27 protein-coding genes and 1 pseudogene are annotated in these 26962 nt (G+C 55.8%); 18 read left to right on the plus strand and 10 right to left on the minus strand.

Going from position 1 to position 26962, the window contains the following annotated elements; genetic code table 11:
* Window positions 1-50: 50 nt before the first annotated feature.
* Window positions 51-3596, plus strand: a complete 3546-nt coding sequence (locus tag AC13CY_RS01880; protein WP_483052232.1) for a beta strand repeat-containing protein — start codon at window positions 51-53, stop codon at window positions 3594-3596.
* A gap of 159 nt (window positions 3597-3755) precedes the next feature.
* Window positions 3756-4535: a SapC family protein gene (locus AC13CY_RS01885; RefSeq protein ID WP_483052233.1), complete on the plus strand. Its 780-nt coding sequence runs from the start codon at window positions 3756-3758 to the stop codon at window positions 4533-4535.
* Between the two features lie 310 nt (window positions 4536-4845).
* Here AC13CY_RS01885 and AC13CY_RS01890 read toward each other — a convergent pair whose 3' ends face one another.
* On the minus strand, window positions 4846-5847 hold the full coding sequence (locus tag AC13CY_RS01890) for an integrase core domain-containing protein (RefSeq protein ID WP_483052234.1): 1002 nt from the start codon (window positions 5845-5847) through the stop codon (window positions 4846-4848).
* 75 nt (window positions 5848-5922) lie between these two features.
* Here AC13CY_RS01890 and AC13CY_RS01895 point away from each other — a divergent pair, with 75 nt between their 5' ends.
* Window positions 5923-6255, plus strand: a complete 333-nt coding sequence (locus AC13CY_RS01895) for a hypothetical protein (protein ID WP_289109557.1) — start codon at window positions 5923-5925, stop codon at window positions 6253-6255.
* Window positions 6256-6284: 29 nt separating this feature from the next.
* Here AC13CY_RS01895 and nadS read toward each other — a convergent pair whose 3' ends face one another.
* Window positions 6285-6569, minus strand: coding sequence for a NadS family protein (gene nadS / locus AC13CY_RS01900; protein WP_172514694.1), 285 nt, complete (start codon window positions 6567-6569; stop codon window positions 6285-6287).
* On the minus strand, window positions 6566-6904 hold the full coding sequence (locus AC13CY_RS01905) for a type II toxin-antitoxin system RelE/ParE family toxin (protein WP_172514693.1): 339 nt from the start codon (window positions 6902-6904) through the stop codon (window positions 6566-6568). The genes nadS and AC13CY_RS01905 overlap by 4 nt, the downstream gene beginning before the upstream one ends.
* A 365-nt stretch (window positions 6905-7269) precedes the next feature.
* Here AC13CY_RS01905 and AC13CY_RS01910 point away from each other — a divergent pair.
* From AC13CY_RS01910 to AC13CY_RS01925, 4 genes and pseudogenes are all read left to right on the plus strand, one after another.
* A pseudogene (locus AC13CY_RS01910) lies at window positions 7270-7776 on the plus strand (YqaJ viral recombinase family nuclease); the annotation flags it as partial.
* Window positions 7777-8191: 415 nt separating this feature from the next.
* Window positions 8192-8659, plus strand: coding sequence for a DUF932 domain-containing protein (locus AC13CY_RS01915; protein WP_348665360.1), 468 nt, complete (start codon window positions 8192-8194; stop codon window positions 8657-8659).
* A gap of 54 nt (window positions 8660-8713) precedes the next feature.
* Complete coding sequence (locus AC13CY_RS01920) at window positions 8714-8953, plus strand: hypothetical protein (protein WP_172514692.1); 240 nt, start codon at window positions 8714-8716, stop codon at window positions 8951-8953.
* An 8-nt stretch (window positions 8954-8961) separates the two neighbouring features.
* Window positions 8962-9951: an Rpn family recombination-promoting nuclease/putative transposase gene (locus tag AC13CY_RS01925; protein WP_172514691.1), complete on the plus strand. Its 990-nt coding sequence runs from the start codon at window positions 8962-8964 to the stop codon at window positions 9949-9951.
* Window positions 9952-10244: 293 nt separating this feature from the next.
* Here the strand turns inward: AC13CY_RS01925 and AC13CY_RS01930 are convergent, their stop codons facing one another.
* Window positions 10245-11117: an integrase core domain-containing protein gene (locus AC13CY_RS01930; protein ID WP_288101761.1), complete on the minus strand. Its 873-nt coding sequence runs from the start codon at window positions 11115-11117 to the stop codon at window positions 10245-10247.
* 246 nt (window positions 11118-11363) lie between these two features.
* Here AC13CY_RS01930 and AC13CY_RS01935 point away from each other — a divergent pair, with 246 nt between their 5' ends.
* Complete coding sequence (locus tag AC13CY_RS01935; protein WP_172514689.1) at window positions 11364-12128, plus strand: SapC family protein; 765 nt, start codon at window positions 11364-11366, stop codon at window positions 12126-12128.
* A gap of 149 nt (window positions 12129-12277) precedes the next feature.
* Window positions 12278-12706: a hypothetical protein gene (locus tag AC13CY_RS01940; RefSeq protein ID WP_172514688.1), complete on the plus strand. Its 429-nt coding sequence runs from the start codon at window positions 12278-12280 to the stop codon at window positions 12704-12706.
* Window positions 12707-12770: 64 nt separating this feature from the next.
* Here the strand turns inward: AC13CY_RS01940 and AC13CY_RS01945 are convergent, their stop codons facing one another.
* From AC13CY_RS01945 to AC13CY_RS01965, 5 genes are all read right to left on the minus strand, one after another.
* The gene (locus tag AC13CY_RS01945) at window positions 12771-13442 is read right to left on the minus strand and encodes a SapC family protein (protein WP_172514687.1); all 672 of its coding nucleotides are present in this window, start codon (window positions 13440-13442) and stop codon (window positions 12771-12773) included.
* Between the two features lie 78 nt (window positions 13443-13520).
* Window positions 13521-13919, minus strand: a complete 399-nt coding sequence (locus tag AC13CY_RS01950) for a hypothetical protein (RefSeq protein ID WP_172514686.1) — start codon at window positions 13917-13919, stop codon at window positions 13521-13523.
* Window positions 13920-14035: 116 nt separating this feature from the next.
* The gene (locus AC13CY_RS01955) at window positions 14036-15175 is read right to left on the minus strand and encodes a hypothetical protein (RefSeq protein ID WP_288101760.1); all 1140 of its coding nucleotides are present in this window, start codon (window positions 15173-15175) and stop codon (window positions 14036-14038) included.
* A gap of 154 nt (window positions 15176-15329) precedes the next feature.
* Complete coding sequence (locus tag AC13CY_RS01960) at window positions 15330-15707, minus strand: helix-turn-helix domain-containing protein (protein ID WP_232068255.1); 378 nt, start codon at window positions 15705-15707, stop codon at window positions 15330-15332.
* A 92-nt stretch (window positions 15708-15799) separates the two neighbouring features.
* A complete protein-coding gene (locus tag AC13CY_RS01965; protein ID WP_172514683.1) occupies window positions 15800-16489 on the minus strand; it encodes a YagK/YfjJ domain-containing protein in 690 nt (229 codons plus the stop codon).
* Between the two features lie 728 nt (window positions 16490-17217).
* Between AC13CY_RS01965 and AC13CY_RS01970 the strand changes: the two genes are divergently transcribed.
* The 7 genes from AC13CY_RS01970 to AC13CY_RS02000 all read left to right on the plus strand — a co-directional run bounded on the left by AC13CY_RS01970 (window position 17218) and on the right by AC13CY_RS02000 (window position 23014).
* Entirely contained in the window at window positions 17218-17550 is a 333-nt protein-coding gene (locus tag AC13CY_RS01970) for a hypothetical protein (protein ID WP_172514682.1), read from the plus strand.
* A 143-nt stretch (window positions 17551-17693) separates the two neighbouring features.
* Entirely contained in the window at window positions 17694-18887 is a 1194-nt protein-coding gene (locus tag AC13CY_RS01975; protein ID WP_232068254.1) for a YqaJ viral recombinase family nuclease, read from the plus strand.
* Between the two features lie 184 nt (window positions 18888-19071).
* The gene (locus AC13CY_RS01980; RefSeq protein WP_483052235.1) at window positions 19072-20052 is read left to right on the plus strand and encodes a recombination directionality factor; all 981 of its coding nucleotides are present in this window, start codon (window positions 19072-19074) and stop codon (window positions 20050-20052) included.
* Window positions 20053-20171: 119 nt separating this feature from the next.
* Window positions 20172-20981 carry a DUF932 domain-containing protein gene (locus AC13CY_RS01985; protein WP_172514680.1) on the plus strand — a complete coding sequence of 270 codons (810 nt, stop codon included), beginning with the start codon at window positions 20172-20174 and terminating at the stop codon, window positions 20979-20981.
* A 55-nt stretch (window positions 20982-21036) separates the two neighbouring features.
* Window positions 21037-21561, plus strand: a complete 525-nt coding sequence (radC, locus tag AC13CY_RS01990; RefSeq protein ID WP_172514679.1) for a RadC family protein — start codon at window positions 21037-21039, stop codon at window positions 21559-21561.
* 192 nt (window positions 21562-21753) lie between these two features.
* On the plus strand, window positions 21754-22743 hold the full coding sequence (locus tag AC13CY_RS01995) for an Rpn family recombination-promoting nuclease/putative transposase (RefSeq protein WP_172514678.1): 990 nt from the start codon (window positions 21754-21756) through the stop codon (window positions 22741-22743).
* Window positions 22727-23014, plus strand: coding sequence for a hypothetical protein (locus AC13CY_RS02000; protein ID WP_288101756.1), 288 nt, complete (start codon window positions 22727-22729; stop codon window positions 23012-23014). Before AC13CY_RS01995 ends, AC13CY_RS02000 begins: the two co-directional genes overlap by 17 nt.
* 94 nt (window positions 23015-23108) lie before the next feature.
* Here the strand turns inward: AC13CY_RS02000 and AC13CY_RS02005 are convergent, their stop codons facing one another.
* Complete coding sequence (locus AC13CY_RS02005) at window positions 23109-24401, minus strand: site-specific integrase (protein WP_172514676.1); 1293 nt, start codon at window positions 24399-24401, stop codon at window positions 23109-23111.
* Window positions 24402-24509: 108 nt separating this feature from the next.
* Between AC13CY_RS02005 and AC13CY_RS02010 the strand changes: the two genes are divergently transcribed.
* Both AC13CY_RS02010 and AC13CY_RS02015 read left to right on the plus strand, forming a co-directional pair.
* On the plus strand, window positions 24510-24803 hold the full coding sequence (locus AC13CY_RS02010; protein ID WP_172514675.1) for a helix-turn-helix domain-containing protein: 294 nt from the start codon (window positions 24510-24512) through the stop codon (window positions 24801-24803).
* A 240-nt stretch (window positions 24804-25043) separates the two neighbouring features.
* On the plus strand, window positions 25044-26846 hold the full coding sequence (locus AC13CY_RS02015) for a beta strand repeat-containing protein (protein WP_483052236.1): 1803 nt from the start codon (window positions 25044-25046) through the stop codon (window positions 26844-26846).
* Window positions 26847-26962: the final 116 nt, after the last annotated feature.

The following is a 26962-nucleotide window of genomic DNA, read 5'->3' on the forward strand; positions in this document are numbered from 1 at the left end:
GTCTGCTGCTTTCCATGTAGCGTGACGCACTAACTCTAGAGGAAACACAAATGGAATTAACAGCACTCCAACAGCTGGTACACCAAATGTACATCGCTTACTACCAGCGTCCTGCTGACCCTGACGGTCTGCAGTACTGGGTAGACCAGCTTGAACAGAATGGCGACTGGACAGCTGTTTCCGCAGCGTTCGGTGCACCGGAAAACGAAGAGAACCAAGCACTGTATGGTGATCTGAACCGCGAACAAACTATCGCTGCTATCTATCAGTCCGCGTTCAATCGCGAAGCCGTGGCTGAAGAAGTTGCGTTCTGGGCAGCTAGCGAATTCTCTGCTACCGACCTGACCTTTGCCATCGTGAACGGTGCGCAAAACTCTGACAAAGCTACTGTTGACAACAAAGTGGCTTTCTCAGCAGAGCTGGTTGCCCAAGTGGGAACCAATGCTGCCTACGCAGAGCTGCAAGACCCGAAAGCACTGCTGACCGCTGTTACTGAAGAAACTGAAGTAACGGCAGGCTACGTCAGCGACGCTGTTGCTTCTGGCAAGGTTGGCGAAGCCTTCAGTCTCACTGCAGATGTTACTGGCGAAACGTTAATCGGCACAAGTGGTAGCGACACCTTTGAAGGCAGTGCAGCTGCTTATGACAACCAGGATCAGGTTGTAGACGCATCTACCGCAGACAACGATACATATAACCTAGCGCTTACTGGAAATGCTACACCAAAGGTTGTTAATGTAGAAAATGTTAACATTACTACCTCTGTAACTAACGGTACCAATCCGCAAATCACCGCTAGCTCTATGAGCGGCGTTGAGGTGCTGACCGTTACTGGTGGCGATGTGGTCGTTGGCGGTTCTACTATCGCTGGTGATAAAGATGTTGATGTAACCGGCCTGGACGCTTCCAAGGTTGCCAAGCTCGTCGCTGGTGAAGGCACTAAAGACGTTACCCTGGTGCAGGCAACTAAAGCAGGCGCTGAAGTGGATGCCTCAACAGCTACAGGTGCAATTGCCATCACTGGTGCTGCATCCCTGGCTGCAGATAATGCTGCATCTACCGTAAACTTTACTGCGTTAGGTAATGCTGCAGAAGATGCCAAAGCTATTTCTGTTGATGCAGCTAAAGCAACTTCCGTAACCACTGCCGCTGGTTTCACAGGCTCTGTTGCCATCAATGCAGCTAACGCAGGTGCGGTTACCGTAAACGGTGCTGAAGGCGGCGCAACTATCGACGCGCAGAAAGCAAGTGCTGATATTGATGTCTTAAAGATAGATGACTCTGGAGCTACTATTACAGCAGGTAGCGGCACATCCACTGATAGTGTCCAGATTCGTCTAGGTGGCTCTACCGGCTCTAACGATGCAGCCACAGTAAGTGCTGCAGGCAAGTATGTTGATCTCGTTACTAATCAAGGCGGGGCGCAAGTAGAGAACCTGACTCTTTCTGGTAATGGCGAGGCTGTTACTTATAACGTCACTGGTACTGCTACCTCCTACACTTTTGCCGGTGACCAGGACGTAACCATCAAGGATTCCGCTGCGGACTTTGACGGCGTTACGGTAACTGATTCTTCTTCAGCCACTACTGTTGTTGATCTGAACGGTGCTGTTGGCGGTGCGGAAGATTTGTCAAAAGTAGCTGCTGACAAAATTAAGGCTTCCGTTGATCTTGCTACTACCTCTACAGACACTTTGACGCTGGCGTCTGGTGCGAACCTTGAGATCGCTGCTGATCAGACTGACATCTTCCTTGATGGTAAAACAACTGACGCCACGGTAAACGTCTCCACTGGCGATGATACCAACGCATCTGGTGCAACCATCGATATCTCTGTTGCAGCCTTCGATGCCGCTACAAACTTCAAGACTGTTAACCTGGATGCAACCACTGGTAAATTCACGGCTACCGGTACTACTCTGGCCTCCACAGCTACTTTGAACATCGCTGGTACCAAAGACGTGGTACTGGGTACTGTGGTTGCCAAAGAGGTAAACGCCTCGGCTCTGACCGGCAAGCTCAACTTGACCTCTGCTACCACCGCTACCATTACTTCTGGTGCGGGTGCCGACACAATGGTACTTAATGACGCCAATGGTGCTACGACAAAGTTCACTGTTGATGCAGGGGCGGGTAATAACGATATCACCGTAGATAACGCCAAAGAAGCTTCTTCAATTTCTACAGGCGCTGGTGATGACAAGATTAAAATCGCAGAAGATAACGCTATTGTTGTAGTTACCGGTGCCGGTAATGATACGGTAACCATCAGCGATAACGTAAACTCTGATGCAATCGTCGTAGCAGGCGATGGGGCCTCAGATACCCTGGTCATTTCAGACACTAATGGCACTTGGGACCACGATAATAATAATATGACAGCTGAACGTGCCATGTTTGTTGACAACACAAACTTTAACTTCAGCGGTTTTGAGACTATTGATATCAGCGCCTTGACTTCTGGCAGCATCCAGATTTCTGCGGCTCAGTTCAACAATCAAGCGTTTACGCTGAAAGGTAACGCAACTGCTGACAACTTGAAAATTGTCGGTACCGATTCTGCTGATACCATCGACGCTTCCAATGTTACCGTCGATACTGCGATGGTTACGCTGACCGGTGGTAAGGGTAATGACACCATCACTGGTACTTCTTCCGACGATACTATCCTGTTCGACTTTGGTTCTGACACCATCGCAGCTGGCGCTGGTTCTGATACTCTGGATGCTTCCGCGAATATCCAGGGTGCTAGTGCTAGTGCTGGTACTGGCAGCGAAAAGGTTGCTGGTGTTATCGTTAACTTGGGTACTACTGCTGTCTCTGAAGCCTCTATTCAGGCACAGACTGGTAACTACCTTGGTGGCTCCGCTACTGAAGTTGCTTCTGGCACTGCTAACCTCGGTTATGCAGCAGATAAGACTACTAACATCAGCGAAGTTGATAGCCTGTCCGGCATCCTGAATGTGACGGGTTCTGCTGGAGCTGACTACATTGTCGGTAATGCTGCGGGTAACACTATCACTGGTGGTGCTGGCAACGATTACATTGCTCTGGGTGCTGGGGCTGACACCGTTGTCATTGATTCGGATGCAACCACTGACACAGTTGCCAGCTTCTCAGCCGGTTCTGGGGGTGATCAAGTAGCTCTGGATATCTCTGCAGCAGAAGGAGGTTCACTGGACTTGGTATTCTTGGATGACGCTGCTTCTGTGGCTACCGATGGCTCTGAAGCTGTCGCCTTCACAACCATTACCGGTGCCACTGACTTGGGTGCAGCTGCAACTGCAAACTCTCAGGTCCTGATTGCTAATTTGACGGCAAACATTGCAAGCACTGACGCTCTCGAAACAGCATTGGAGGTCGGCGGCGGTTTGGCGCTTACTGTCAACCAAGCTTGGGCTGTTAATGACTTCTTCTACGCAGCTTACGATGACGGTACCGACACTTATATTGCCAAAGTTGTTGTCGGCGGTGATGGTGCTGCTGATAGTGAAACTTTCGCTACCGGCGAATTGACCGCAACTAATGTAGCTAAACTTGCAGGTATCAGCGATGTTGGCACTTTGGACGTTGCTAACTTCGACTTCATCGCCTAATCCCTCTCCCTCTCCCTGAGAAGGATGCCTGTTCTCGATAGGTAAAAGCACTAAAACCCCCGGCCTCGGCTGGGGGTTTTTTCTCCTAGCAAGACCGTGTTTGACAACGTATTTTGCCCTGACCTTGTCGGGGCTTTTTTATTCAAAAGCGGAGGGTTTATGCCTCAGTGGATCGCACTTTCACGCACTCAACACGCCGACCATTTCTACCTTCCCCGCCAAGGCTATCGCTTTGCTGTGAATCAAGCGGTGGCACCGGTGCTATTGGCGGAATTACCCAAAGTGGTGCCGCACTACGCGCTGGGCTTTATCCAGCAGGAAGCCGGCTATCAAGCGGTTGCCTTATTGAGCCTGGATGGGCAAAACAACCTCTACCTGCATAGCGATGGGCGCTGGCTGGGCAGCTATGTTCCCGCCTCGCTACGCGGTTATCCCTTTACCCTCGCCAATACCGAGGAGGGGCAAAAAGCCTTGTGTGTGGATCAAGCGCACCTGAGCGAAGAGCAGGGCGAGCCGCTGTTTGATAAAGCGGGCAACTTGGCACCGACCGTTCAGCGCACGGTGGAATTTCTCAACCAGTGCGAGCAGAACCGTGAGCTGACGCAGCGCTCGGTCAACGCCTTGGCAGAAGCCGGTGTGATTGAGCAATGGCCTTTGAAACTTGAGCGCGGCGAAGGCCAAGCGCCGATCAGCGTAAATGGCTTGTTTCGTGTCGATGAAAAAGCCTTAAATGCCCTGGAAGGGGAGGCGTATGCCCAGTTACGCGGTGGCCCGATGGCACTGGCTCACGCCCAGATGTTTTCGATGAGCCAGCTTAGCCAGTTAAGCGAGCGCGCTAAGTTCCATGCCCAGCACGCGACCAAAGAAGTACCGGAAAACCTGGATAGCGTGCTCGATGGTGGGGATGATGATGAGCTAACGTTTGATTTTGACTCGTGAGAATGGGCATTTCGGCCAGAAAAATGCCGCTGTCGAACATTTGGCAGCGGTTTTTTGTTATTTGCCTATTGAATCAGGTTGTAGTGGTGAAAAATTCCTTGAGCGCTTTTTTGGTTAAACCGTGATCAGATCAAGGCTATCATGCGGCTTTGGTTGGGCCGCTTGGTGTATATTTCGGGATGTTCAATGTGCAGGACGGCTTCAGGTCCAGCGTTCACGGTGTAGCTTGCAGAATTACGGGTATGGGCTGGCCTTGGCTTTCGCCAATGAGTGCAGGAAGTGGGACGATTGGGTGTGTTGGCCTAGCGGATCAAGCGCTCAACCGATAGCTATGGTGAAGTCCTCCCAGCCATGGGATGGCTTCCAGGCGACAGCGGCTTGGGTTATGGCCAATGTCACTATCGTTCGCGGCTACCGGATCGATGGGCATAGGTGGCTCGCCGTCATTGGCCATGTGAGGGCGGGCGGTATTGTAGTACGTCCGATATTCGCTCAGCAGCCGGTTAAGCTGCCGGAGGTTCAGCACCACGATGGATGAGAGTAATTCTTCTTTCAGGGTGCGGTTGAAGCGCTCGACCACGGCGTTTTGCCATGGGCAGCGATAGGCAGTGCGCCGAACACGCATACCGAAACTCGGCAAGGTATGAGCGGCGATGTGTGCAAAGATGCTGTCCCGATCCATCAGCATGATACCGCCTCTAGCCTCGTCAAACGGGAATGCCTCGCGGATCTGCTGAGCCACCCAGGCGCTGGTGGGGTTATGGGTCGCTCGTGACCAGACCAGCCGTCGTCGTTTGTGGTCAACGATGTTCAGGATAAACACCTGGCGACAAAGCGCGTCCAGAGTGGTCTTGAAGTCCATGCTGTAGAAAGCATGGTTATGAAAGAGGGTTCGCCAGTCAGGATCTTGGTGGCGGCTTGTCGTGGTGTCGGGCGGGTGTGGCGTCAGGCCGTGTTTCTTGAGGATACGTGCCACGGTATTCTTGTCGATGGGATGCTTGAGGTCATGTCGCAAGATGGCGGCTATGCGGCGAGCGGAATAACCACGGTTATTGCGATGCAGTGTCAGGATCCAGTCTTCGACATAGTCCAGTGTTGGCGGGCGACCACTGCGCGGCCCTGCCAGAGACTTGCGGTGCCAGATCAGCCGTAACTGCCGATGGCACCATCCTACGATCGTCACGGGGCGAGGTAGAGTCGTTCCGAGGTACCAGGGCAGCAGCGGTGACAGTCGACGATAATGGCCGTGCTGATTCCCGAGAAGAAAGCCACCAAATCCAGATAGAAATACCAATACGACTATGACCAACATTCAGGCTCCATTTCCTCCCGTGTAAGGGCGTCGCATCCTAGAGGGGGATCCCATCCCACGACAGGAGGTAGAAGCATGTCGGTTCACTGTCCGAGCTGCGGCTCGCATCACGTCATCACCCGCAACGTCGGGCGCAAGATAGGCGGCGCTACCGGGGCCGCCGCCGGTACTGCGTCAGGTGCTGCCGGGGCTTTGTCAGGGGCCAAGGCCGGCGCCCTGGTGGGTGCCGTGGGCGGTCCCCTGGGGGCCACCATCGGCAGCTTGGCCGGGGCCGTCTTTGGCGGACTGGTCGGCGGCACCGCAGGCGGCATCGCCGGTGCCCGCTTGGGCGAGGAGCTGGATAGCAAGGTGCTGGATAACGTCGAGTGCCGTCAGTGTGGTCACGCCTTTCGTCCCCACGTCGAGTAGGCCCCGCTACCATGTCCGGGGTTACGTCGTTAGTGAGACGCTAGCTCGCTGAAGAAGGCGGGGTTGTCTTGAATCGTCGCCAGTACCTTGGCGGCCAGGCCGGTGGGGTTACGGCGTTTGGTCTCCCAGCTTTTGATGGTATCGATGCTGGTTCCCATGGCGTCGGCAAATTCAGCCTGAGACACGTGCAGCTTGGTACGGATGGCCCTGACATCAGCGACTTCGTGGCGAGTGACACGGCTAGCCTGGGCTTTGCCCTGCTTGATGTCGACGGCTTCCTGCAGCGATGTCTGGAGTTCGTCAAAAATGCTCATTCGGAAACCTCCCCCTTCAACTGGTGGGTCAGTGTTTTCAGTGCGGCCTTTTCGGCAGGCGTCAGACTGTCCTTCACGCTCTTGGGATAGGCCACTATCAGATAAATCACCTCGGCGGTCGCCAGGAAATAGATGACCCGAGCCCCGCCTTGCTTGCCCTGGTGTCCCAGGGCCATGCGGATTTTCCGCAATCCCCCCGTGCCTTGAATCAGGTCGCCCTTATCTGGTTGGGCGATGAGGATACGCTGAAGTTCCTTCAGCTCATCATCGGTCGCCATGCTCTGGATCTGCCGGGTGAAGGTCGGTGTTTCAATGAATTCAATGGCATGACTCACGTCGGGGTATCTCTCAGTCAGAGCATTGTTATGGTGTACATAGTACATCATACGATGTGGTATGTCGATACGCGACACCTCGCAATGAGCGTCACTCGCTCCCCACTCAACCCACGATCCCTCATGACGGCTTTGCCCGCTGCCTGCCGGTGGCGGGCCGTTATGCCGTGTTCGTTCTATTCATCAGGAGAGTTCCCATGAGCCACAACGCCCAAACCTACGCGACCCCAACAACGACTTCACCGGAACCTGCGCACCAGGACAAAAGATCGGTGATGATTCCGTTTGAACAGGCTGGCAACGATGCCCTGCCATCCAACTCCCACACCACGTCATCCGTTCTCGACGCCATCGAGCAGAGCGGTATGCCGTTACCCCCGCGTGAAACGCGCTCCCGGCGTCCCACACCGCCACCACGCCGTTACCGCGATCAGGCACGGCGTCTGGTGGACACCCGCGCCCTGGATCGTCAGGCGTGGCTGTCGATTCGTCAGAGTGGCATTGGCAGCAGTGATGCTGCCGCTGCGGTGGGGCTGCATCCCTACAAGTCCCAGCTCGAGCTGTGGATGGAGAAGACCGGACGCCAATGCGATGACAAGGAGCCTAGCCGAGGTGTGCTCCTCACCAGCCCGCTGCACTGGGGGCAGGTGCTGGAACCGTTGGTAGCCGACCATTACGCCCAGCACACCGGTTACCGGGTGCAGCGCGTCAACGCCATCCTGCAACACGTCGCGCATCCCTGGATGCTCGCCAATCTGGATCGCGAGGTGGTGGGCAATGACGCCGTGCAGATTCTGGAGTGCAAGACCGCCGGGATCTACGGGGCGCGGCTGTGGAAGGAGGGCGTGCCCGAGTACGTGCAGTTGCAGGTGATGCACCAGCTCGCCGTGACCGGGCAGCAGGCCGCCGATGTGGCCGTGCTGTTGGGCGGCCATGAGCTGCAGATCCATCGCATCGAGCGTGACGAGGCGATGATTGCGCAGTTGATTGCCCTGGAACGCCAGTTCTGGGAGTTTGTTGAAAACGACACCCCACCGCCTGCCGATGGCTCGGACTCGGCGGACAAAGCGCTACGGACGCTGTTTCCCCAGGATGACGGTGAAACGGTGGACTTTAGCCACGACGTGACGCTCAGCCAGACGTTTGTCGACCTGCAACGGGTCCGGCAGACCCTGGACGACGCCAAGAAGGAGGAGGCCAAGCTCAAGCACCGTCTGCAGCAAGCGATGGCGCACCGCCGCCTTCCAGCTGGATCTGGGGCTGTTCCGGCTGGTGTGCCTCAACGGCATGGTCACCCCGGTAGGCGACGTGGGCGGCATCCGCGTGCGTCACGGCCGCCACATCGTCGACGAGATCCTGGAAGGCTCGATTCAACTCAGCCATCAAGTGCCCCGCATTGCCGAAGGCGTCGAAGCGTTTCGCTCCACCCTGGTCAGCCAGGGCGAGGCCCAGCTGTTCGCCGAGGCCGCCCTGTCGCTGCGCTACGGCGACGACTGGCAGCAGGCCAGCCCCGTGCAGCCGGGGGACATCCTCGAAGCCCGTCGCACCGAGGACGCCAACGGCTCGCTGTGGAGCGTGTTCAACCGCACCCAGGAAAACCTCTTCAAGGGCGGCTTACGCGGTCGCTCTCAGTCCGGTCGGGCCACCCGTACCCGAGCCATCAACAGCGTAACCGAAGACGTGCGCTTAAACCGCGCGTTATGGAAGCTCACCGAGCGCTTCGCTGAGCTCAAAGGCGTTGATTTGGCGGCATAAATCGAGGGGAGTTTTTCTACGGATTTTTCTACAGAATCGCCTCCAGGAGATACCATGAACGCACGACTCAACGCCTCGCTACTCACGAACCCCCAACTGATCGCCGGGGAAACCCCCGGCACCTACCGCGTTAATGGCGACGTGACTGACGCCCAGCTGTTACACCTGGCCAAGATGATCGCGCAGAAACGGCTTAGTAAGGGCAATAAACTCGGCAGTCCCGATGAAGTTCATCGCTGTCTGCAAACCCTGCTGCTCGACTACTGTTGTGGTAAAATAAGGATATTGAGATAGGAGCGCGCATGGCCAGTAAAATCCACAATCGCCACGACCATAGCTACAAATTACTATTCTCTCATCCCGAGATGGTTAGAGATCTCCTGACAGGCTTCGTCAAAGAAGCCTGGGTCGAGCAGCTTGATTTCTCGACGCTGGAAAAGGTTAGCGGCTCCTACGTCACCGAGGATCTGCGTGATCGTGAGGATGACATTATCTGGCGAGTGCGCTGGGGCGACGATTGGCTCTACGTCTACCTGCTGTTGGAGTTCCAGTCTTCCGAAGACAAGCACATGGCCGTGCGGATCATGACGTATCAGGGGCTGCTGTATCAGGATCTGATTCGCCAGGAAACCTTCACCCCCAGCGGAAAACTGCCGCCGATCTTACCGATTGTGCTCTACAATGGGGAGAAGCGCTGGACAGCGGCACAAAATGTGGCGGAGCTAGTCGAACGGGTACCAGGAGGACTTGAACGCTATCGGCCAGACATGGCGTATTTGCTTCTCGACGAAGGGGCTATCGTCAATGATCCGGCGTGGTCGGATCAAATGCGAAACGTGGCTGCTGCGCTCTTTCGGTTGGAGCACAACCGCGACGAGCAAGACATGCTGGCGGTGCTCGGTACGTTGGTTGAGTGGCTCAAGGCGCCTGAGCAAACGGGTCTAAGGCGGGCGTTTGTGGTGTGGATACGTCGCGTGCTGTTGCCTAGCCGGGCGCCTGAGATGGAGCTGCCTGAATTTACGGATTTACAAGACTTGCACGAGGTACATGACATGCTGGCAGAACGAATTAAGAAGTGGCCTGAGCAGTGGGAAGAGAGAGGTCGTCAAGAGGGACGTCAAGAGGGGCGTCGGGAAGAACGACAGGAAGCAGAGCGGCGTGCTTTGGAAGAAAAGCGTGCAACTGTTCGCCATTTATTGGCGTTCGGTGTGCTCAGTGATGAGCAAATTGCCGAAGCGACAGGGCTATCGGTTGACGAGATTGCTAAGCTGCGTATTGAAGATAAGCACTAATTTTCCGGTGGGTTAAGTCATGATCCATTAGTAGGGAAGAAAAGCACATGCCTTACGTCAACTGTAGTGGTGAAAAACTCCTCAAGCGCTTTTTTGGTCAAAAAGTGATCAGGTGCGGGCTTTGATGGGGTTTCGAATGAGACGCTTGGCGTATATTTCAGGATGCTCAATGCGCAGGACGGCTTCAGGCTCGCCGCTCATGGTGCAGGTTTCAGAATTATGGGTATGGGCTGGCCTTGGCTTTCGCCAATGAGTGTAGGAAGTGGGACGGTCGGGTGTGTCGGCCTAGCGAATCAAGCGCTCAACCGATAGCTATGGTGAAGTCCTCCCAGCCATGGGATGGCTTCCAGGCGACAGCGGCTTGGGTTATGGCCAATGTCACTATCGTTCGCGGCTACCGGATCGATTGGCGTAGGTGGCTCGCCGTCATTGGCCATGTGGGGACGGGCGGTATTGTAGTACGTCCGATATTCGCTCAGCAGCCGGTTAAGCTGCCGGAGGTTCAGCACCAGGATGGATGAGAGCAATTCTTCTTGCAGGGTGCGGTTGAAGCGCTCGACTACGGCATTTTGCCATGGGCAGCGATAGGCAGTACGCCGAACACGCATGCCGAACCCTGGCAAGGTATGAGCGGCAATGGGAGCGAAAATGCTGTCCCGATCCATCAGCATGGTGCGTCCCCTTGCTTCGTCAAAGGGGAATGCCTCGCGGATTTGCTGGGCTACCCATGCGCTGGTGGGGTTATGGGTCGCCCGTGACCAGATCAGCCGACGGCGTTTATGGTCGACGATGTTCAGGATAAACACCTGGCGACAAAGTGCGTCTTTTGTGGTTTTGAAGTCCATGCTGCAGACGGCATGGTTATGAAAGAGGGTTGGCCAGCCAGGATCTTGGTGGCGGCTTGTGTTGGTGCCGGGCGGATGTGGCGTCAGGCCGTGCTTCTTGAGGATTCGTATCACGGTATTCTTGTCGATGGGATGCCTGAGGTCATGTCGCAATATGGCGGCTACGCGGCGAGCGGAATAACCACGGTTATTGCGATGCAGTGTCAGGATCCAGTCTTCAACATAGTCAGGTGTCGGCGGTCGACCACGGCGCGGCCCTGCCTGAGATTTGCGATGCCAGATCAGCTGTAGCTGCTGATGGCACCATCCTACGATCGTCATGGGGCGAGGTAGAGTCGTTCCGAGGTACCAGGGCAGCAGCGGTGACAATCGACGATAATGGCCGTGCTGATTCCCGAGAAGAAAGCCACCAAATCCAGATAGAAATACCAATACGACAATCACCAACCTTCAGGCTCCGTTTTCCCCGTGGCGGGGCGTCGCATCCTAGTGGGTGATCGGTACAATAGCAATTGGGCGGTGGTGTCCGGGTTACGGGCATCTCCGGCAATCAGATAAGGAGCTTGTATGTCTACCCCGCTCGTACTGAGCCCCAAGGAGTGCCAGGGCAAGACCTGGCATCCACCCCTCGATTTGAGCTTTGCAGCTAGCCAAACGCTAATCCCGCTACATGCCGGTGAGCTGGCCAAGGCCGCCGCCTCCATGCCCATTGCCCTGGTCAAGGAGGGTCGCGAATGGCGCTTAGTGGGCGTTTGCGGAATCGAGGCCGGGCATAATTTGTTCATCAAGGGGGGCAAGTGGCTGGGTCACTATCGCCCCGAGTGGCTTTTCACCTATCCCTTTGAGATCGTGACCGTGGGGGAGAAGGGCTTGGTCACGTTTGACCGTGATTCCGGCCTGGAAGACCCACATGGCGCCGGCGAACCTTTCTTCGATGAGCAGGGCCAGATGCGCCAGGCCGTGGCTACCCGCGTTGAGGCGCTCAAGATCCACCACCGCAAGCACCAGGCCACCCAGAAGGCCATCAAGGCGCTGGCCAAGGCCAAGGTGATTACCCCCTGGCCGGAAGCCTTACAGAGCCAGCTGGGCCTTGCCATCAATGGCCTACACATGATCGACGAGAAAGCGCTTAGCCAACTGTATGACGAAACGTTCCTGAGCCTGAGAAAAGCCCAGGCGCTGCCCATTGCCTATGCGGTGAATCTCTCCCTGCCCCAAACGCACCTGCTAGGCCGCTTGGCGAGGCTGAACCCCGGCTACGTCACCGCACCCGAAAACCTAGATAGCTTCTTTGATAACGATGAGGATTTGAGCTTTGATTTCGATGCTTAAGGTAAGCGTAGTGTTGCTAATATCTGCCATGCTGGGCGGCTGCGTACCCTTCGTGCCGATTATTTAATAGTCCATGATGACCAATGCCGCGCTGAGCGGCGTTCTATGCCACCTACTGCTACGCGCCGTTCACGCCTAAGGAAGATCCATTGAAGATCCACGTAAGCCTGGTCAGCTACAACACCCCCTTACGAGAAGCCCAGGTCAAGCTGATGGCCCATTCGTGCCGAAAGCTCCAGGCGTTGTGGGACGATACGCATACCGCGTTTGGAGCAGAAGCCGACTGGATCGAGCGGGAGTGTGTCCAAGCGTTCTTCCTTGCAGCCGAGGCGTGCGGCTTTGTCTGTAAGGAATGGGGTGTCATGGAGTCGCTGTCGACACGTGCCGTTGACTGGGAAGGGGTACCCGAAAAGGCGGATCTAAAGTGGCTGCGCTTCTTTATCCATTCCATGGTTGTTGACGAAAAGTCAGCGTTGGCGGGTGAGTTCGCATCGCGCATGTCATCTGTCACCTTTGAGCTTGGCAAGAAGCGCGGTTATACCGACTTGGCAGCGGCGCTGGAGGCGCAGCTTTCTTAACTAAGGCGTAGATTAGCGTAATGACATAAACGCGGCCTCAGGGCCGCGTTGAGCGTTCTATCGATTAGTCTGTGCGGCGCTCCACCTTCAAGTCTTTCTGGGAGTCGGCAATCGCCAGGGCCAGGGAGATCGCTTGCCCTACGTTATCGCTATCTTTAGCAGCCTTATCCAGATTGATGCTCAATGCTTTGTCATTGACCAGATAGCACTCGACGACTTCCCCCAAGTGCGTCACTTCTGCTTCTTCCAATACCCCCGCTCGATGCAGCAAGGCCACCAGCTCATGGGTTCGCGCTTCGTCCTGGGCACAGGCCTCTAGCGTCTTGATTAGCCCTTGCAGGTAAGGGGTAGGCTCGCCGTTCTCAAACAGCCTGAACCCCACGTCCAGCTGAAAATGCGGAGCATCCGTGGCCACCACCACGGCGGGCGATAGTTCGCGAACGCCTGGGGTCGAGGCCTGCCCAGGATGGTCGTCTCGCAACAACGAGGCCAACACCAGGGGATAGTGCCGCCACGCCACGGGCGTATGCTCGGCAAACAGGTTCTCGGTATCGGACGGTGTCACCAGGGCGCACAGGTCCAGTTGCGGCAAGGCTGAAATCACAATCGGAAACCGCGAGGCCAAGGGCTGGATGTCCGTGACCAGTAAATCAATGATGCGTTCCTTTGATGCTAGGACGGCATTGTCGATGGGGGTTAGGCGCAGATCGGCGTGAAGGTCGGGCGAAAGCCGCATGAAACGTCCTTTGTGTAATGGGGTAGTCCAATCGCCCGGTCAGGGCGCTATCGCATGCTTACGTTACACGCAAGCGCGTTACGGTGTCTTGGAGGGTGATGCGGTGTCTTCGATCACCACCGCCCAGCGTTTCACTTCGGCTTCACCGTATTCTTCTTTCCATTCCTGTAGCTTAGGTTTTCGGAGGCTCCGGGCCTCTACGACATCCCCTGTATGAATATTGGTGTAGCGCTTTAACGGCTGTGACTTACCCCCTTTTTGACGCGGTGTTTTGCGCGTGTTCTTTGGGGCAGAGTGGCCGAAGAGCTGTAACAGTTCGGCTTCGGTCTTGCCGTGTTTGGCCAGGACGTCCTGGATGTCTGTCTTGAATATCACGGCCTTTTTGTAGGCCTCGTCCTGTTCGAGCTTTTCAAGCTCGCGAGTGATGCGTTCTTGTTCGCTTTTGAGCTGTTCATGCTGCGTAATCGGGTCGGACATGAGTTGGCCTGACGATAGGAAGACAATGCGCGACAGAATAAAGCATCCGTATGACCAGGGCCAGCGATCCTCTGAACATCCGTCAGATGCGCTCAGTGTCCTGGGAGGTTGCCCCGTCAGGATGACAACTCACGTATCCTTTTCGCTAGCAATCCGCTGGCTGGCTTCTTCTTCGTGGCGCGTTTCTTGCCCGGACGTTGCGACGTCACCAGGGTTCGTGTGTGCGAGGGCATGTCGTAGTGCAGGTAGGTATCGTAATGGCTTAGATAGTGAATCAGTTGCTTCAGGCGTTGACGGTCTTCGTCGGTGTCAAGGGACCACACACCATTGATCCTGGGAGCCTCAGGATGTAGCAGCTCGCCTTCGGTCCAGGTTGTGCCGTGATAGTGCGTGGCATCGTGCCAGCGTTTAGCGAACGCCTGCAGCAACGAGGCACCTTCCTGAACGTATCGAGCGTCATACAGGAAGATCATGTCGTGTACCAACCCCTTACCAGGGAAGTAATGAAGCTTCCCCACGTAGCCCACTAAATAGTTGAACAGCGGATTCCCCCGGCGGTTCTTGAGAAACGTCTGGCGATCTTTCAGGGTTTGTGCCAGGTCAGCGTAGTGAGGGTTCCGATAACCCAGCTGTATCGGTACCCAGAGCAAGTACGGCGCTTGGCGGAAGGCCGCCCGCATCCACGTTCTCAGGGATGAAGCGCGTGACTTGGCAAGGGTCTCCGACTCCTTGACGCGACGTTTAAAAGCGGGAGAGGTGAGCTCCTGGGTCAACGATTCGAGCGATGCCTGAAAACGTTGACTGACCTGACGTGCCAGGGGTTCGGGTAGGGCCAGGTCACGACGTTCATAAGGTTCCTGGCAGCACCATTGGAGATGATGGAGAAACGCCCGCGCATACAAGCTGAGATGATAGCGCCCATCATTCAGCTGCATCAAGGTTTCCAGATGAAGGCGATATTGGTGCAACCGACTGCGCTCCTTCACTCGCCAACGTCGGTGATGTTTCAGTTGGGCCGGTGTCAGCGGCACCGCCACAAAGTCATCTTCCAGTAGACGATCCTGCAAGGGGCGCTGCGGGATCGCCAGGATGGCCTTGTCGATATCTGGCAACAGCTTCACGGGATCATGGGAGGGAAGTATCCACTCCTTCTTACCCGTGTCTTCACGACGATTAAACGAGCAGGCCATCGCTATCGAGCGATTGGCTGTGGGAGCGCCCTTGGCAGAGGCGGGATCGTCGGGAGGCAAGGTCATGGCAGTGGCTCGGCAGTGTCGTGATCGGGGAACAACCGGGAGCCAAAGAGTTTATCAGAATGGAAAATTATTTTCTCATAAACGCTAAAAAGATCTTGTCACTTGTTTGTCTGAGATAAATTCCCAAAAACAAAGAAACAATGACTTAGCGCCACTAATCGCCCGAATCCCCCGACCATTCCGCCTGCTCACTAGCCCAGCGTTCCAGCAGGGCACGCCCCACGCCTGAGGGCAGGCGACGGCCCTGTTCCCACTCCTGCCACGTCCGCTTGCTGACTCCCAGTTCATCGGCCAGTGCCGCCTGGCTGAGCTTGCGTAGGCGACGAATGGCAATCACGTCACGCACCAGTCGCCGGGTAGGCTCCTTGCGTTCCAGCATGGCCAGACGATGCTCGCTGAGCGGATCGTGGAAGGGAGGTTCTGCAGGCTGGGAGGTGTAGGGCATGGTGTGAGGTGGAGGGTGGGCATGAGCCCCCAGCGACGTTGCCCAAGGGGATGTTGGGACTGTTGGACACGTTGGCCTGTGCATCATGGCAGGACTCCTGTAAGGAGATTGAGGAATGAGAGTGATCCATCTTGTCAGCACGACAGGGTCCGCCCTTGACGGACCCCTTGCACATAGGATTAGACACGACTGGCGTCAAAGACATGCATACCCTGACCAATCGGCTTGGTGTAGGCCTTGCACAGGTAGCTCGCCATGTACATCGCCTCGTCCATGCTGAACCAATCGTCGCGATGCAGGATGCCCGTCCAGTATTCTCCCGTAATCTTGTTCTTGCTGACGTTCACCAGCTGCTGAAAGCGCGGATCGTCATGGTCATAGCCCATCGCCTTTAACCAAGCTCGCATCATGCGGTGGTAAAGGTTATCGCGTGAGTACATGTCGTACTCATCGGAGGCAAAGACCCCTAGGCTGTCGAAGGCATTCTTGTTGAGCAGAATCATCAGGTGGTAGTGCGGTTTGATGCTGGTGTCTTGCTCCCGCGCCCAGATATAGCGGAGCTGAGTGGTGTACTTGGTCTTGGCGGTCTTCAGTTCGTAGCGTAGGAAACGCAGGAAACGGGCGAGTACCTGGTTGTCGTCGTGCATGGGGAGACGAGGCATGACCTTGGGGAAGCGCAGCTCGATCCGAAAGGCAAAGGTGTTGTAGTTGATGTTCGTTGCCGTGTTGAGCATCAACAGAGAACTTTCCAGGTAGTTCTCAATCAAGGGGCCGTCCTCGACCTGCACGCTGTAGCCGTAGTAGGTATCGTCGTAGTACAGGCGCAGCTTGTCGTTTAAGAAATGACGCAGTGGTCGATGATCAAACATGGGGTTACACCTCGCGGATAGGTTGGATGAACAATCCGCAGCGGTGATCTTGTGGCGTATGGGAAGCCGACATGGCGATATTAAGAATCGCCTAGCAACCAAAAAGAACAACGTACTTGCCATCCGGCGTGTTGAAGACGCCTGATTGCCTAGGTTGCGTGTGTTGAGTAATGCATTGTCGAAGGAGTGGACGGTATGAGTCGTGGGCTATGGTGGCCGACGTCTTGGAGGATAGTGAGTCCCTTGAATGGGCTATCACAAGTGAGCCCATCAGTGCTCATAAAGACCTTAAGACACCCTCGTTAAATTCCTATATTACTCCCCCGTCATAAACGCTTATCTGCTCTCCCGGTGACGTCTATGCGTTGCTTCCCAATTCCCAGCAAAACCCTATCAACGTCTCAAAAGACACGTTATTAGAAAATTCCGTTGGGCAACCCAAACAAGACACCGTGACGGGATGACGTCACGGCTCGCTGCATCCTATTCGGGAAGGGGGTAAACAATTACATCGTCCTGTCCGTTTTCCTCGGTAGTGGCCGTCGCAGGCCGTAAAACCCCACCTTTTGCCGTGGCTGACGTATGGCTGGGGAAGACGGGCCTTGATGGCCACGTTGTTCTGGTGGGGAAGTCGATTCAAAAAAATCTCAGCCACACACTACCTCCATGAAGCTGTCAGCGGATGCCATCGCTGATCTCCTTTTCATCGCTACTGGAGGAAAACCCTTATGTCGATGCAATGCCCGCGCTGCGGCTCGCATCACGTCACTGCGCGCCAGGTGGGGCGCAAGTTTGGTGCGGCGACCGGTTCCGGTTGCGGTACCGCTATCGGCGCTGCCGGAGCGTTATCAGGCGCCAAGGCCGGGGCACTTATTGGCCTTGCGGCCGGGCCGATGGTGATGACCGTGACCAGTCTGGCCGGGGCCGTCTTCGGCGGGCTAGTGGGGGGTACAACTTTCGGGGTGGCCGGTGCCAAGCTGGGCACCGAGCTTGATCAGAAAGTGCTGGATAACCTTGCCTGCGCTGACTGCCAACACACCTTTCGCCCGTCAATCGAGTAAGCCTGTCACAACGGCGGTGTGAAGACCGCCATGATCCTTTTCCTTTCCAACATGACAAATCACGACGACTCGCCCGCTGCCTTTGAGGGAGCGGGCCGTTATGCCGTGTTCGATATAAAAACCTTTTCTCTAGGAGAAACACCATGAGCCACACCACGCACAGCAACGCCTACCCAGTGTCTCTTGATACGGTGCCAGCTGAACAACATCGGTTATCGGTCGTGATGCCGGTTGCACAGGCTGAACAGATAGACTCACCGGCTGCGCCTGCTTCCTCATCGTCGGTGCTGAAAGCCACCGAACAAAGCGGTATCCCCCTGCCTAAACGTGAGACGCGCAGCCAGCGTCCTACACCGCCTCAACGTCGCTACCGGGAGCAAGCGCGGCGCTTGGTGGATACCCGCGCCCTGGATCGTCAAGCGTGGCTCTCCATTCGCCAAAGCGGGATTGGCAGTAGTGACGCGGCGGCGGCTGTGGGGCTGCATCCGTATAAATCTCAGCTAGAACTGTGGATGGACAAGACCGGACGGCAGGTCGATATCAAGGAACCCAGCCGAGACGAACAGTTGACCAGCCCCTTGCATTGGGGCCAGGTCCTCGAACCCATTGTGGCGGATCACTACGCCCAGCACACCGGCCACCGGGTGCAGCGGGTCAACGCCATCCTGCAGCATGTGGAACACCCTTGGATGTTGGCCAACCTGGATCGCGAGATTGTCGGCAATGACGAAGTGCAAATCCTGGAGTGCAAGACCGCCGGGATCTACGGGGCCAAGCTGTGGAAGGAGGGGGTGCCCGAGTACGTGCAGCTACAGGTCATGCACCAGTTGGCGGTGACCGGCCAACAGGCCGCTGACGTGGCCGTGCTGCTGGGCGGCCACGAGCTGCAGATCCACCGCATCGAGCGTGACGAGGCGATGATCGACCAGCTGATCGCACTCGAAGCCAAGTTCTGGGAGTTTGTTGAAAACGACACCCCACCGTCCGCCGATGGCAGCGACTCTGCCGACAAGGCGCTGCGGGCGCTGTTCCCCCAGGACAATGGTGAAACGGTGGACTTCAGCCATGACGTCGGGCTCAGCCAGGCGTTTGTCGACCTGCAACGGGTGCGCCAGACCCTGGACGAGGCCAAGAAGGAGGAAGCCCGGCTCAAGCACCGTCTACAGCAGGCCATGGGCACGGCGACGCTGGCGACCTTTCCCAGCGGCGTGCTGAGTTGGAAGCAGACCAAGCCGGTCAATCGGCTGGATACCAAGACGCTGCAAAAGGAACACCCGGCCTTGTGCGCCGCCTACCTGCACGCCCACCCCGGTACCCGGCGGTTGGTGGTGCGTTAGTCGCCGTCAACAACCATCGTCAATCGCGCAACACAGCGCCGCTGTGCGCGGTTGCCGTACCAACCCACCCCCTAAGGTTACCTCAATCAAGCAAACGCCTCAGCGCGGCTTTCCGGCCGCCTGGGGCGTTGTGCGTTATGGGGCAGCGATTCTAAATCACCATTGATGTCGTCAGGAGGTTCCCATGCTCAAGGGACTCGCGATTACCCCGCCCATTCTGGGGCGGATTACCATCGGAAAGATGGTGGAAAATAACGGTAAGCGTCTGCCGCAAAAAGACGATCAATTTACTATCACCTCTCAGCTCCAGACCAAGGAAGGTTGGATACGCCACCCACTCGATGAGCAGCTGCGCAGCGCCCAGGAGGGCAAGCTCAGGACGATTCCCATTCGGCTGCTGTTCAGTGACCCCGACCTCAACCTGCGCGCCGAGTACGCGCTGTTTGATCGGCAAACGGCCAGACCGCTGTGCGTAGGCGACGGCGAGCAGTGCAAACGGCGTACCCAGGATGGCATGGTTTCTCTCGACTGTCCTTCCCCGGATGGCTGCCCCTTGGCCCAGGGCGGCGCCTGCAAGCCTTATGGGCGGCTGAACGTGTTGATTGGCGATGACGATCCGTTAGGCAGCTTTATCTTTCGCACCACCGGCTTCAACTCGATTCGCACCCTGGCCGCAAGGCTCGCCTACTTCAAAGCGATCTCGGGCAATCGACTCGCCTGTATGCCCCTGGAACTCAGGCTACGCGGCAAGTCCACCCGCCAGAGCCGAGGCACGGCGATCTATTACGTGGATATCACCCTGCGCGAGGGCTGGACGCTGGAAGCGACCCTGGCCGAAGCACAGCGCCTGGACGAGTTTCATCACTCCACCGGGTTTGATCAGAAAGCCCTCGATAAGGCCGCCAAGGCAGGCTTTGCCAATGGGGCCTTTGAAGACAGTGCCGAGGACTCCGCCGATGTGGTCGAAGAGTTTTACCCCGATGCCCCCGAGCATCCGCCGGGCAGGCAGGACGCCAATGCCCCGGTGACCCTGACTGACAAACTGCAGGCCAAAAGCCAGCAGGGCAAGCCTGAGCCATCAGAGCCGGAAAGTACCGACCAGGACGCCGCACCCCCTGTCGACCATCCCCCACAGACCTCGTCTCGTCAGGCCAAGCGCGTCTGAGTACTTTTCTCTGCTCCCTTACCCAATACCCAACTTAAACCTACCGCTGCTTTAACGCTGCCCGCTGCCTGTTTGGCGCGGGCCGTTATGCCGTGGATGACCGATAAGGAGATATTTCCATGCGTATTCTCACTCACGACCAACTTCACCGTACCGCTCCAGCGGTGTTTGCTAGCCAACCCGACGAAGCTGTGTCGGATCGCTACGGCTTTGTGCCCACCATCAATGTGGTCGATGCCCTACAGGCCGAGGGCTGGTATCCCGTGCGTGCTCAACAGACCAACGTGCGCCAAGCCGAGCGCCGCGACGTAGCCCGGCACATGATCCGTTTCCGCCAGGACCCCGACCGACAAATGACCGTGGGCGATAGCGTTACCGAACTGGTGTTGACCAATAGCCACGACCGCACGGCGGCGTTTCAGCTCGATCTAGGGCTGTTTCGGCTGGTGTGCCTTAACGGCATGGTGACGCCGGTGGGCGACGTGGGCGGTATTCGGGTGCGTCACGGCAAGCAGATCGTCGATGAAATATTGGAAGGCTCGATCCAACTCAGCCATCAGGTGCCCCGCATTGCCGAGGGGGTGGAGGCGTTCCAATCCACGCTGATCAGCCGGGGTGAAGCCCAGCTGTTCGCCGAAGCGGCCCTGTCGCTGCGCTATGGCGACGACTGGCAGCAGGCTAGCCCTATCCAACCGAGCAATGTCCTCGAAGCTCGACGCAGTGAGGACGCCAACGGCTCGCTGTGGAGCGTGTTTAACCGTACCCAGGAAAACCTCTTCAAGGGCGGCTTACGTGGTCGCTCTCAATCCGGTCGGGCCACCCGTACCCGAGCGATTAACAGCGTGACCGAAGACGTGCGCTTAAATCGCGCGTTATGGAAGCTCACCGAGCGCTTTGCGGAGCTGAAAGGTGCTGATTTAGCAGCATAAATCGCCGGATATTTTTCTACGGATTTTTCTACAAGATACCCTATCAGGAGCCACCATGAACGCACCGCTCAACGCCTCGCTACTCACTAATCCCCAACTGATCGCCGGGGAGGAGCCCGGCACCTACCGCGTCGATGGCGACGTGACCGACGCCCAGCTGTTACACCTGGCCAAGATGATCGCGCAGAAACGGCTTAGTAAGGGCAATAAACTCGGCAGCCCCGATGAAGTGCATCGCTGCCTGCAAACCCTGCTGCTCGACTACCCTTTTGAGGTATTTGGTACGTTGCTATTAGACACCCAGCACCGGCTGATCGCCTTTGATGAGCTATTCCGGGGCACGATTGATTCCGCGAGTGTCTACCCCCGCGAGGTCATCAAGCACGCCATTGAGAACAACGCCGCCGCCGTGATCCTGGTCCACAACCATCCCAGTGGTGATCCCGAACCTAGCGACGCCGACCGGCGCATTACCCAGCGGCTTCAGGAAGCGCTGGGCTTGGTGGATATTCGTGTCTTGGATCATGTCGTGGTGGGCCATGAAGGCTACACATCGTTTGCTGAACGGGGGTGGCTGTAAGACAGCAGTCATCACTTGTCCTCATGCCTCCCTGCCTCACGACTGCCCTGATCGGCAGCGTGGGGCGGGGCTTGTCGCGTGGCGTTCTTTTTTTCTTTACGCAGTGGATAGATAGCGTGAGGAGAAGTAACAGGCGATAGCGCTTGACAAGCGGCGCTGTGGTAGAATTAGAGCACTGAGATAGGAGAGCGCATGGCGGATACCACCCACAAGCAGCATGATACTGGCTATAAGGAACTATTCAGTTACCCTGAATTCGTGCAGCAGCTGATTGAAGGCTTCGCCCCGGCCGAAATGGCCGAGCTGATGGACTTCTCGACGCTCAAGAACCACAGCGGTAACTACATCACGCCGCTGTTCGAGGAGAAGTTCGAAGACGTGGTCTGGTCAGTGGAGGTCACTTGGCAGGGCGTCACCCAGCAGGTGTTCCTCTACATTCTGCTGGAGTTTCAATCTAGGGTGGATCGCACGATGCCGATTCGGTTGATGCACTACGTGGCCTGCTTCTATGACCACCTGCTCAAAAATGGAACGACAACCCCGCACAAGGGGCTACCGCCCGTCCTGCCGATTGTGCTTTATAACGGCTCTGAGCGTTGGACAGCCAGACAAGATATTTACGATATGGTGCATCCTGAACCGCCTGCGTTTTTACAGGTCTATCAGCCACACTTGCGTTACTATCTCGTCGATGAAGGACGCTATACTGATGAAGAGCTGAACTTACGCCAGACACCGTTGAGTGGTGTATTCAGCATCGAGAATGCGTCGATGGATAGAAAAGGGCTGCAGCAGGCTGTGGATCGGATTGTAGCGATCATTCAGGCCGACCCCCACAAGGAACGTATCGACAAGATCATTACCCGCTGGTTGAAGCGTCATTTGCAGCGGCTTGGGGCTGAGGTCAATCTGGATCAGCTCAACAGTTTGGTGGAGGATAAAGACATGTTGGCAGAGAATTTAGAGAATTGGGCGCAGCAAGAGCGTCGTGAAGAGCGTGAGAAGGTTCTGCAGGAAACCGAGCAGCGCTTAAGGGAAGCTGAAAAGCGTGCTTTGGAAGAAAAGCGTGAAACTGTTCGCCATTTACTGGCGTTCGGTGTGCTCAGTGATGAGCAGATTGCCGAAGCCACAGGGTTAGCGGTTGATGAGATTGCCAAGATGCGGATTGAAGATAAGCACTGATCCCACCTTCTACAGTTTGGTGGAGGACAAAGATATGTTGGCAGAGAACTTAGAGAACTGGGCGCAGCAAGAGCGCCAGGAAGAGCGCCGGAAGGTTCTGCAAGAAGCCGAGCAGCGCGTAAGGGAAGCCGAGAAGCGTGCGTTGGAAAGCAAGCGCAACGCGGCCCGCAAGCTGATTGCGCTGACCGAAATGAATGATCAGTTAATTGCAGAAATCGAAGAACTACCGGTGGAAGAAGTCGAAAAGCTCCGTGCCGAGACGCAGCACTGATCCCACCTTCTCCAGTAACCCGCCTGACGCACAAAAAAGGGCAGCCTCCAACCGGGGCTGCCCTTATCGTCTCTGCCTATTTTTTGTTGCCTTTCTAATCAGCGCCATTTCCTGATGCGCTGCTATCCCCGGTAAGTCCCTCCGATGATGCCAAGGGCGTCGGACTGTGGCCGATTAACGCCGGTCGGGGCGGTCGTGTAGGACGCGCGCCACTCGCGTTTATCGGCAACGAGGCTAATGCGGGCACGCTGTTCATCGCCGTACTGGCCGCTTCCAGTAAGGTTTCCTGGCTCAAGTGGGCGTAGCGCTGCGTGGTGCGGATTTGGGTGTGGCCCAGGATCTTTTGCACCTCATAGATCGACCGTCCCCCGTTCACCAAGAAGCTGGCAAAGCTGTGACGCAAATCGTGAATGCGCAGGTCAGCCAGTCCCGCTCGCTTTCTGACAGTGTCCCAGGCGTAGTGAATGCTTGTATATGGCTCTTTTGTCTGCGGATTGGCGAACGAATAGGGGCAACCTTCGATACGCGGCATGTTCTCGATCAGTTGGATCGCTGAATCGGACAATGGCACGTAGCGGGTCTTGCCGCTCTTGTTGAACTCAATCGTCCACACCTTCGCGACCGTATCAAAGTCTTTCCACTGGGCATTCAGCACTTCGCTTAAACGGGCGCCGGTCAGTAGCAGCATCGTCACGATGGCCCTTAACTGGGGCGCTTTCGTGGTTTCCAGTGCCTCAAACAGCTGTTTGGCCTCACCCTCGGTCAAATAACGCTCCCGCTTATTGTTTTCTTTATAACGCCGCACGTTCTTGAGCGGATTCGCGGTCAGTCCGGTCTCCCAACGGATCGCCAGATGAAACACCGTGTTCAGCATGTCGTATACGCGGTTGGTGCTCGCGGGTTTGTGGGTTAAACGGTGATCGGCGAACAGCTTGATCGCCCGCTGTTGCGTTATCTCATCCAGGTGCAGATGACCCCAGTGTGGTAGCACATGGGCGCGCAACAGTATCTGATCGGTCTCCCAGGAGCGTTTATGACTACGAATGTAGGGCATGTAGGTCTCATTAATGAACACTGATAGCGTCGGGATCGCTTTCATCGCCGCCTTGCGGTCAAAGGGATCGTTTCCTTTCGCAATGTCACTTAAGTGACCTCGGGCAAGCTCTCTGGCCTCCGCTAACGACAGCACTGAGGCCAAGGCCAGCTTTTTCTCCCTCATACGCCCATGATCGGTGGCATAGCGTAGATACCAGGTCTTTTGACCTGAATAGAGCACCTTTAGCAGCAGTCCTGTGACTTTCAGATCGAAATAGTCGACCTTTTTCTTGCCCTTTGGGCACAGATTGCTACGATCCACAAAGACTTGGGTTAGGTTCTGCGACGGCATGAGCGGTTCCTCTCTATTTGGCTAAATATCGTACTTATGATGCGAATACGCTATCAGTGATAGCGAATGCGTACTTTATAGCTTCAGAATCGTGAGGTGTAAACCCTAATGGAAGAAAAAAACCGTTTTGCGCTCGCCATGCGCATGGGCCGGGCTGCCCTCGGCATGAGTCAGCAGGAATTCGCAGATGCGTTAGGTGTGGCTAAATCCACGGTCGCCCGTAACGAAACCCTGGAAATGGCCATGCGGGCCGACACGCTGACCGCCATGATGCGGCTTTTCCGGGAGCGGGGGATCGATGTAGACCTATTTGGGGCCACTGACAGCCTGACCATTACAGTGACCGCAAAAGGCCTCGCAGCGTTGGAAGAGCGTCGAATGGAGAAAGGGAAGGACAAGTAGATGGGGAGAAGAAACGAAGAAACGGCGCGAGGCCGCACCAATGCTCGTTCTGAAGGTGATTCAAAATATATGTATCTGCTATCAAAAATAGATATAGCGAAGTAAGAGATCAGAGAGGTCTTAGGGGATTGGTAAAAAGCCTTGTAAATCAATAGGCGGGGGAGATAGGAGAGTCGCAGTCTCACTGCAGATGTTGATGATCTGGTAGGTACTGCCAACGATGACGCGTTTGCTGCTGGCTTGACCGTTGCGGGCACACAAACTCTGCAAAACTTTGACACCATTGATGGTGGTGCAGGCACTGATAGCCTGACAGCTACGCTGACAGGCGGTACTGTTGCTCCAACCCTGACAAGCGTCGAGAACATTTTTGCTCGCTCAGTGACGGGTGCTAGCGAACTGGACCTCCAAAACGCCACTGGCGTTGAGCAGGTTTGGACTGATCGCTCTCAGAACGATCTGACTGTCAGCAACCTGGACTCTCTGTCTACTATCGGCGCACAGAACATCGCTCGTAGCACCGGTCACACTTACACTGTTCGCTACGATGCCAACACTGTAGCTGCTGCTGACACCCAAGCGATTGTTCTGAACAATGCTGCTCTGAACTTGGCTGTTGAGCAAGGCGCTGTTGGTGCTGAGCTGAACACTGTTCGCAACGTCAGCATTGCTTCTGAAGGTGATGCTAACGCTGTTACCTTTATTTCTGACACTGCAGTGGAGACCAATTTGGTCGATAGTGCTGCTGTGCAGAACATCACCATTACTGGTGCCGCTGACCTGACTGTTGCCAGCCAAGATGACGGTACTAACACTACCGCCCTCACCGCAGGTACCATCGACGCTTCTGAAGCGACTGGCGACGTGTCTATCACCATCGCTGATGCAGCTGGTACCAACTTAGCGACTGGCGTGACCCAGCGTACCGTGACTATGGGCGCCGGTGATGATATCGTTGATGCGTCTGGTGCTAACCTTGCTAACAGCAAAATCGTGGGCGGTGAAGGTCGTGACACCATCATCGTTGACGGTGCTTCTACTACTTTGGTAGATGACCTAGTAGCAAACGTCAGCGGCTTCGAGGTGCTGAATCTGGCAGGTCTAACTCAGACTGTTAGTGCTGCCACTATGGGTAACATTGGCTTCGAATCGATTGTTGCTACTAACGCCAATACTGGCTCTGTAACTAATCTGACAGCTGAAAGTGATCTGACGCTTGTCAACACTAATGCCGGTGCAGACAGCATCACTCTGAGCGTTGCTGGTGCAGCTACCAACGACAATGCTGAATTGAACTTCGCCACTGTCGGTGCAAATGGCAATAACTCTACTTTCAACGTTACTGTTGCTGACGTTGAGAACCTGAACGTTTCTACTTCTGCGACTGACGCTGACACGTTCCGTTCTACTGAACTGTCCGTCACTTCTACAGAGCTGGAAAACCTGACAGTAACCGGTAACGAAGCGGTTATCTTCGACGGCACTGGTAACACTGCTCTTAAGTCTGTTGATGTTTCTGGCGTTACTGCTTCCAATGCTACAGATGGTGACTTGACTGCTGACATTACTGTTGACGACGGCGTAACCGTTACTGGTTCTGCGGGTGATGACAAAATCACTTTCGGTGAGTCTAATGAAATCACTGGTGGTGCTGGCGAAGACGTATTCGTTGCTTCAATTGTTAGCGTTACTGCTGCAGGCGCACCGCTCTTCAGCACCATCACTGACCTGAAGGCAAACGAAGACGACAGCATTGAGTTTGGTGCTGCTGGTACAGTGCTTTCCACTGCTACTACCGGTACTGATGTCAACATCATCACCGAAGCAGATCTGGGTCTAGCACCTGGCGTAAACGCCACGTTTGCTAACTTCTTGAATGCTGCATCCGAGTTGACTGCTGGCACTGTTAGCGGCTTTGAGTTTGCCGGTAATACCTATGTTGTCCAAGATAACGAAGGCACCGCCACTACCTTTAACGCAGCAACTGACTTTATCGTCGAGCTGACTGGCTCTGTAGACCTGACTGAGTTTACCTACGCCTAAGCACCATCCCCACTCGTCAATCATTGATTGACGCTTGGTAAAGAAAACCCTCGGCCTTCGGGCTGGGGGTTTTTTCACTTAAGGAGCCTCTATGCCCCAATGGATTGCGCTCTCAC

The sequence above is a fragment of the Vreelandella sp. L-15 genome, from assembly GCF_056857635.1.

Excerpts from the sequence above, each read along its gene's own strand:
- AC13CY_RS01995 (WP_172514678.1), top strand. The coding sequence starts at position 21,754 with ATGGCGGATACCACCCACAAGCAGCATGATACTGGCTATAAGGAACTA.
- AC13CY_RS02010 (WP_172514675.1), top strand. The coding sequence starts at position 24,510 with ATGGAAGAAAAAAACCGTTTTGCGCTCGCCATGCGCATGGGCCGGGCT.
- AC13CY_RS01885 (WP_483052233.1), top strand. The coding sequence starts at position 3,756 with ATGCCTCAGTGGATCGCACTTTCACGCACTCAACACGCCGACCATTTC.
- AC13CY_RS01925 (WP_172514691.1), top strand. The coding sequence starts at position 8,962 with ATGGCCAGTAAAATCCACAATCGCCACGACCATAGCTACAAATTACTA.
- AC13CY_RS01975 (WP_232068254.1), top strand. The coding sequence starts at position 17,694 with ATGAGCCACACCACGCACAGCAACGCCTACCCAGTGTCTCTTGATACG.
- AC13CY_RS01920 (WP_172514692.1), top strand. The coding sequence starts at position 8,714 with ATGAACGCACGACTCAACGCCTCGCTACTCACGAACCCCCAACTGATC.
- AC13CY_RS01890 (WP_483052234.1), bottom strand. The coding sequence starts at position 5,847 with ATGTTGGTCATAGTCGTATTGGTATTTCTATCTGGATTTGGTGGCTTT.
- AC13CY_RS01895 (WP_289109557.1), top strand. The coding sequence starts at position 5,923 with ATGTCGGTTCACTGTCCGAGCTGCGGCTCGCATCACGTCATCACCCGC.
- AC13CY_RS01985 (WP_172514680.1), top strand. The coding sequence starts at position 20,172 with ATGCGTATTCTCACTCACGACCAACTTCACCGTACCGCTCCAGCGGTG.
- AC13CY_RS01950 (WP_172514686.1), bottom strand. The coding sequence starts at position 13,919 with ATGTCCGACCCGATTACGCAGCATGAACAGCTCAAAAGCGAACAAGAA.
- AC13CY_RS01965 (WP_172514683.1), bottom strand. The coding sequence starts at position 16,489 with ATGTTTGATCATCGACCACTGCGTCATTTCTTAAACGACAAGCTGCGC.
- AC13CY_RS01880 (WP_483052232.1), top strand. The coding sequence starts at position 51 with ATGGAATTAACAGCACTCCAACAGCTGGTACACCAAATGTACATCGCT.
- AC13CY_RS01980 (WP_483052235.1), top strand. The coding sequence starts at position 19,072 with ATGCTCAAGGGACTCGCGATTACCCCGCCCATTCTGGGGCGGATTACC.
- AC13CY_RS01945 (WP_172514687.1), bottom strand. The coding sequence starts at position 13,442 with ATGCGGCTTTCGCCCGACCTTCACGCCGATCTGCGCCTAACCCCCATC.
- AC13CY_RS02005 (WP_172514676.1), bottom strand. The coding sequence starts at position 24,401 with ATGCCGTCGCAGAACCTAACCCAAGTCTTTGTGGATCGTAGCAATCTG.
- AC13CY_RS01970 (WP_172514682.1), top strand. The coding sequence starts at position 17,218 with ATGTCGATGCAATGCCCGCGCTGCGGCTCGCATCACGTCACTGCGCGC.
- AC13CY_RS01930 (WP_288101761.1), bottom strand. The coding sequence starts at position 11,117 with ATGACGATCGTAGGATGGTGCCATCAGCAGCTACAGCTGATCTGGCAT.
- radC (WP_172514679.1), top strand. The coding sequence starts at position 21,037 with ATGAACGCACCGCTCAACGCCTCGCTACTCACTAATCCCCAACTGATC.
- AC13CY_RS01915 (WP_348665360.1), top strand. The coding sequence starts at position 8,192 with ATGGTCACCCCGGTAGGCGACGTGGGCGGCATCCGCGTGCGTCACGGC.
- AC13CY_RS01955 (WP_288101760.1), bottom strand. The coding sequence starts at position 15,175 with ATGACCTTGCCTCCCGACGATCCCGCCTCTGCCAAGGGCGCTCCCACA.
- nadS (WP_172514694.1), bottom strand. The coding sequence starts at position 6,569 with ATGAGCATTTTTGACGAACTCCAGACATCGCTGCAGGAAGCCGTCGAC.
- AC13CY_RS01935 (WP_172514689.1), top strand. The coding sequence starts at position 11,364 with ATGTCTACCCCGCTCGTACTGAGCCCCAAGGAGTGCCAGGGCAAGACC.
- AC13CY_RS01960 (WP_232068255.1), bottom strand. The coding sequence starts at position 15,707 with ATGATGCACAGGCCAACGTGTCCAACAGTCCCAACATCCCCTTGGGCA.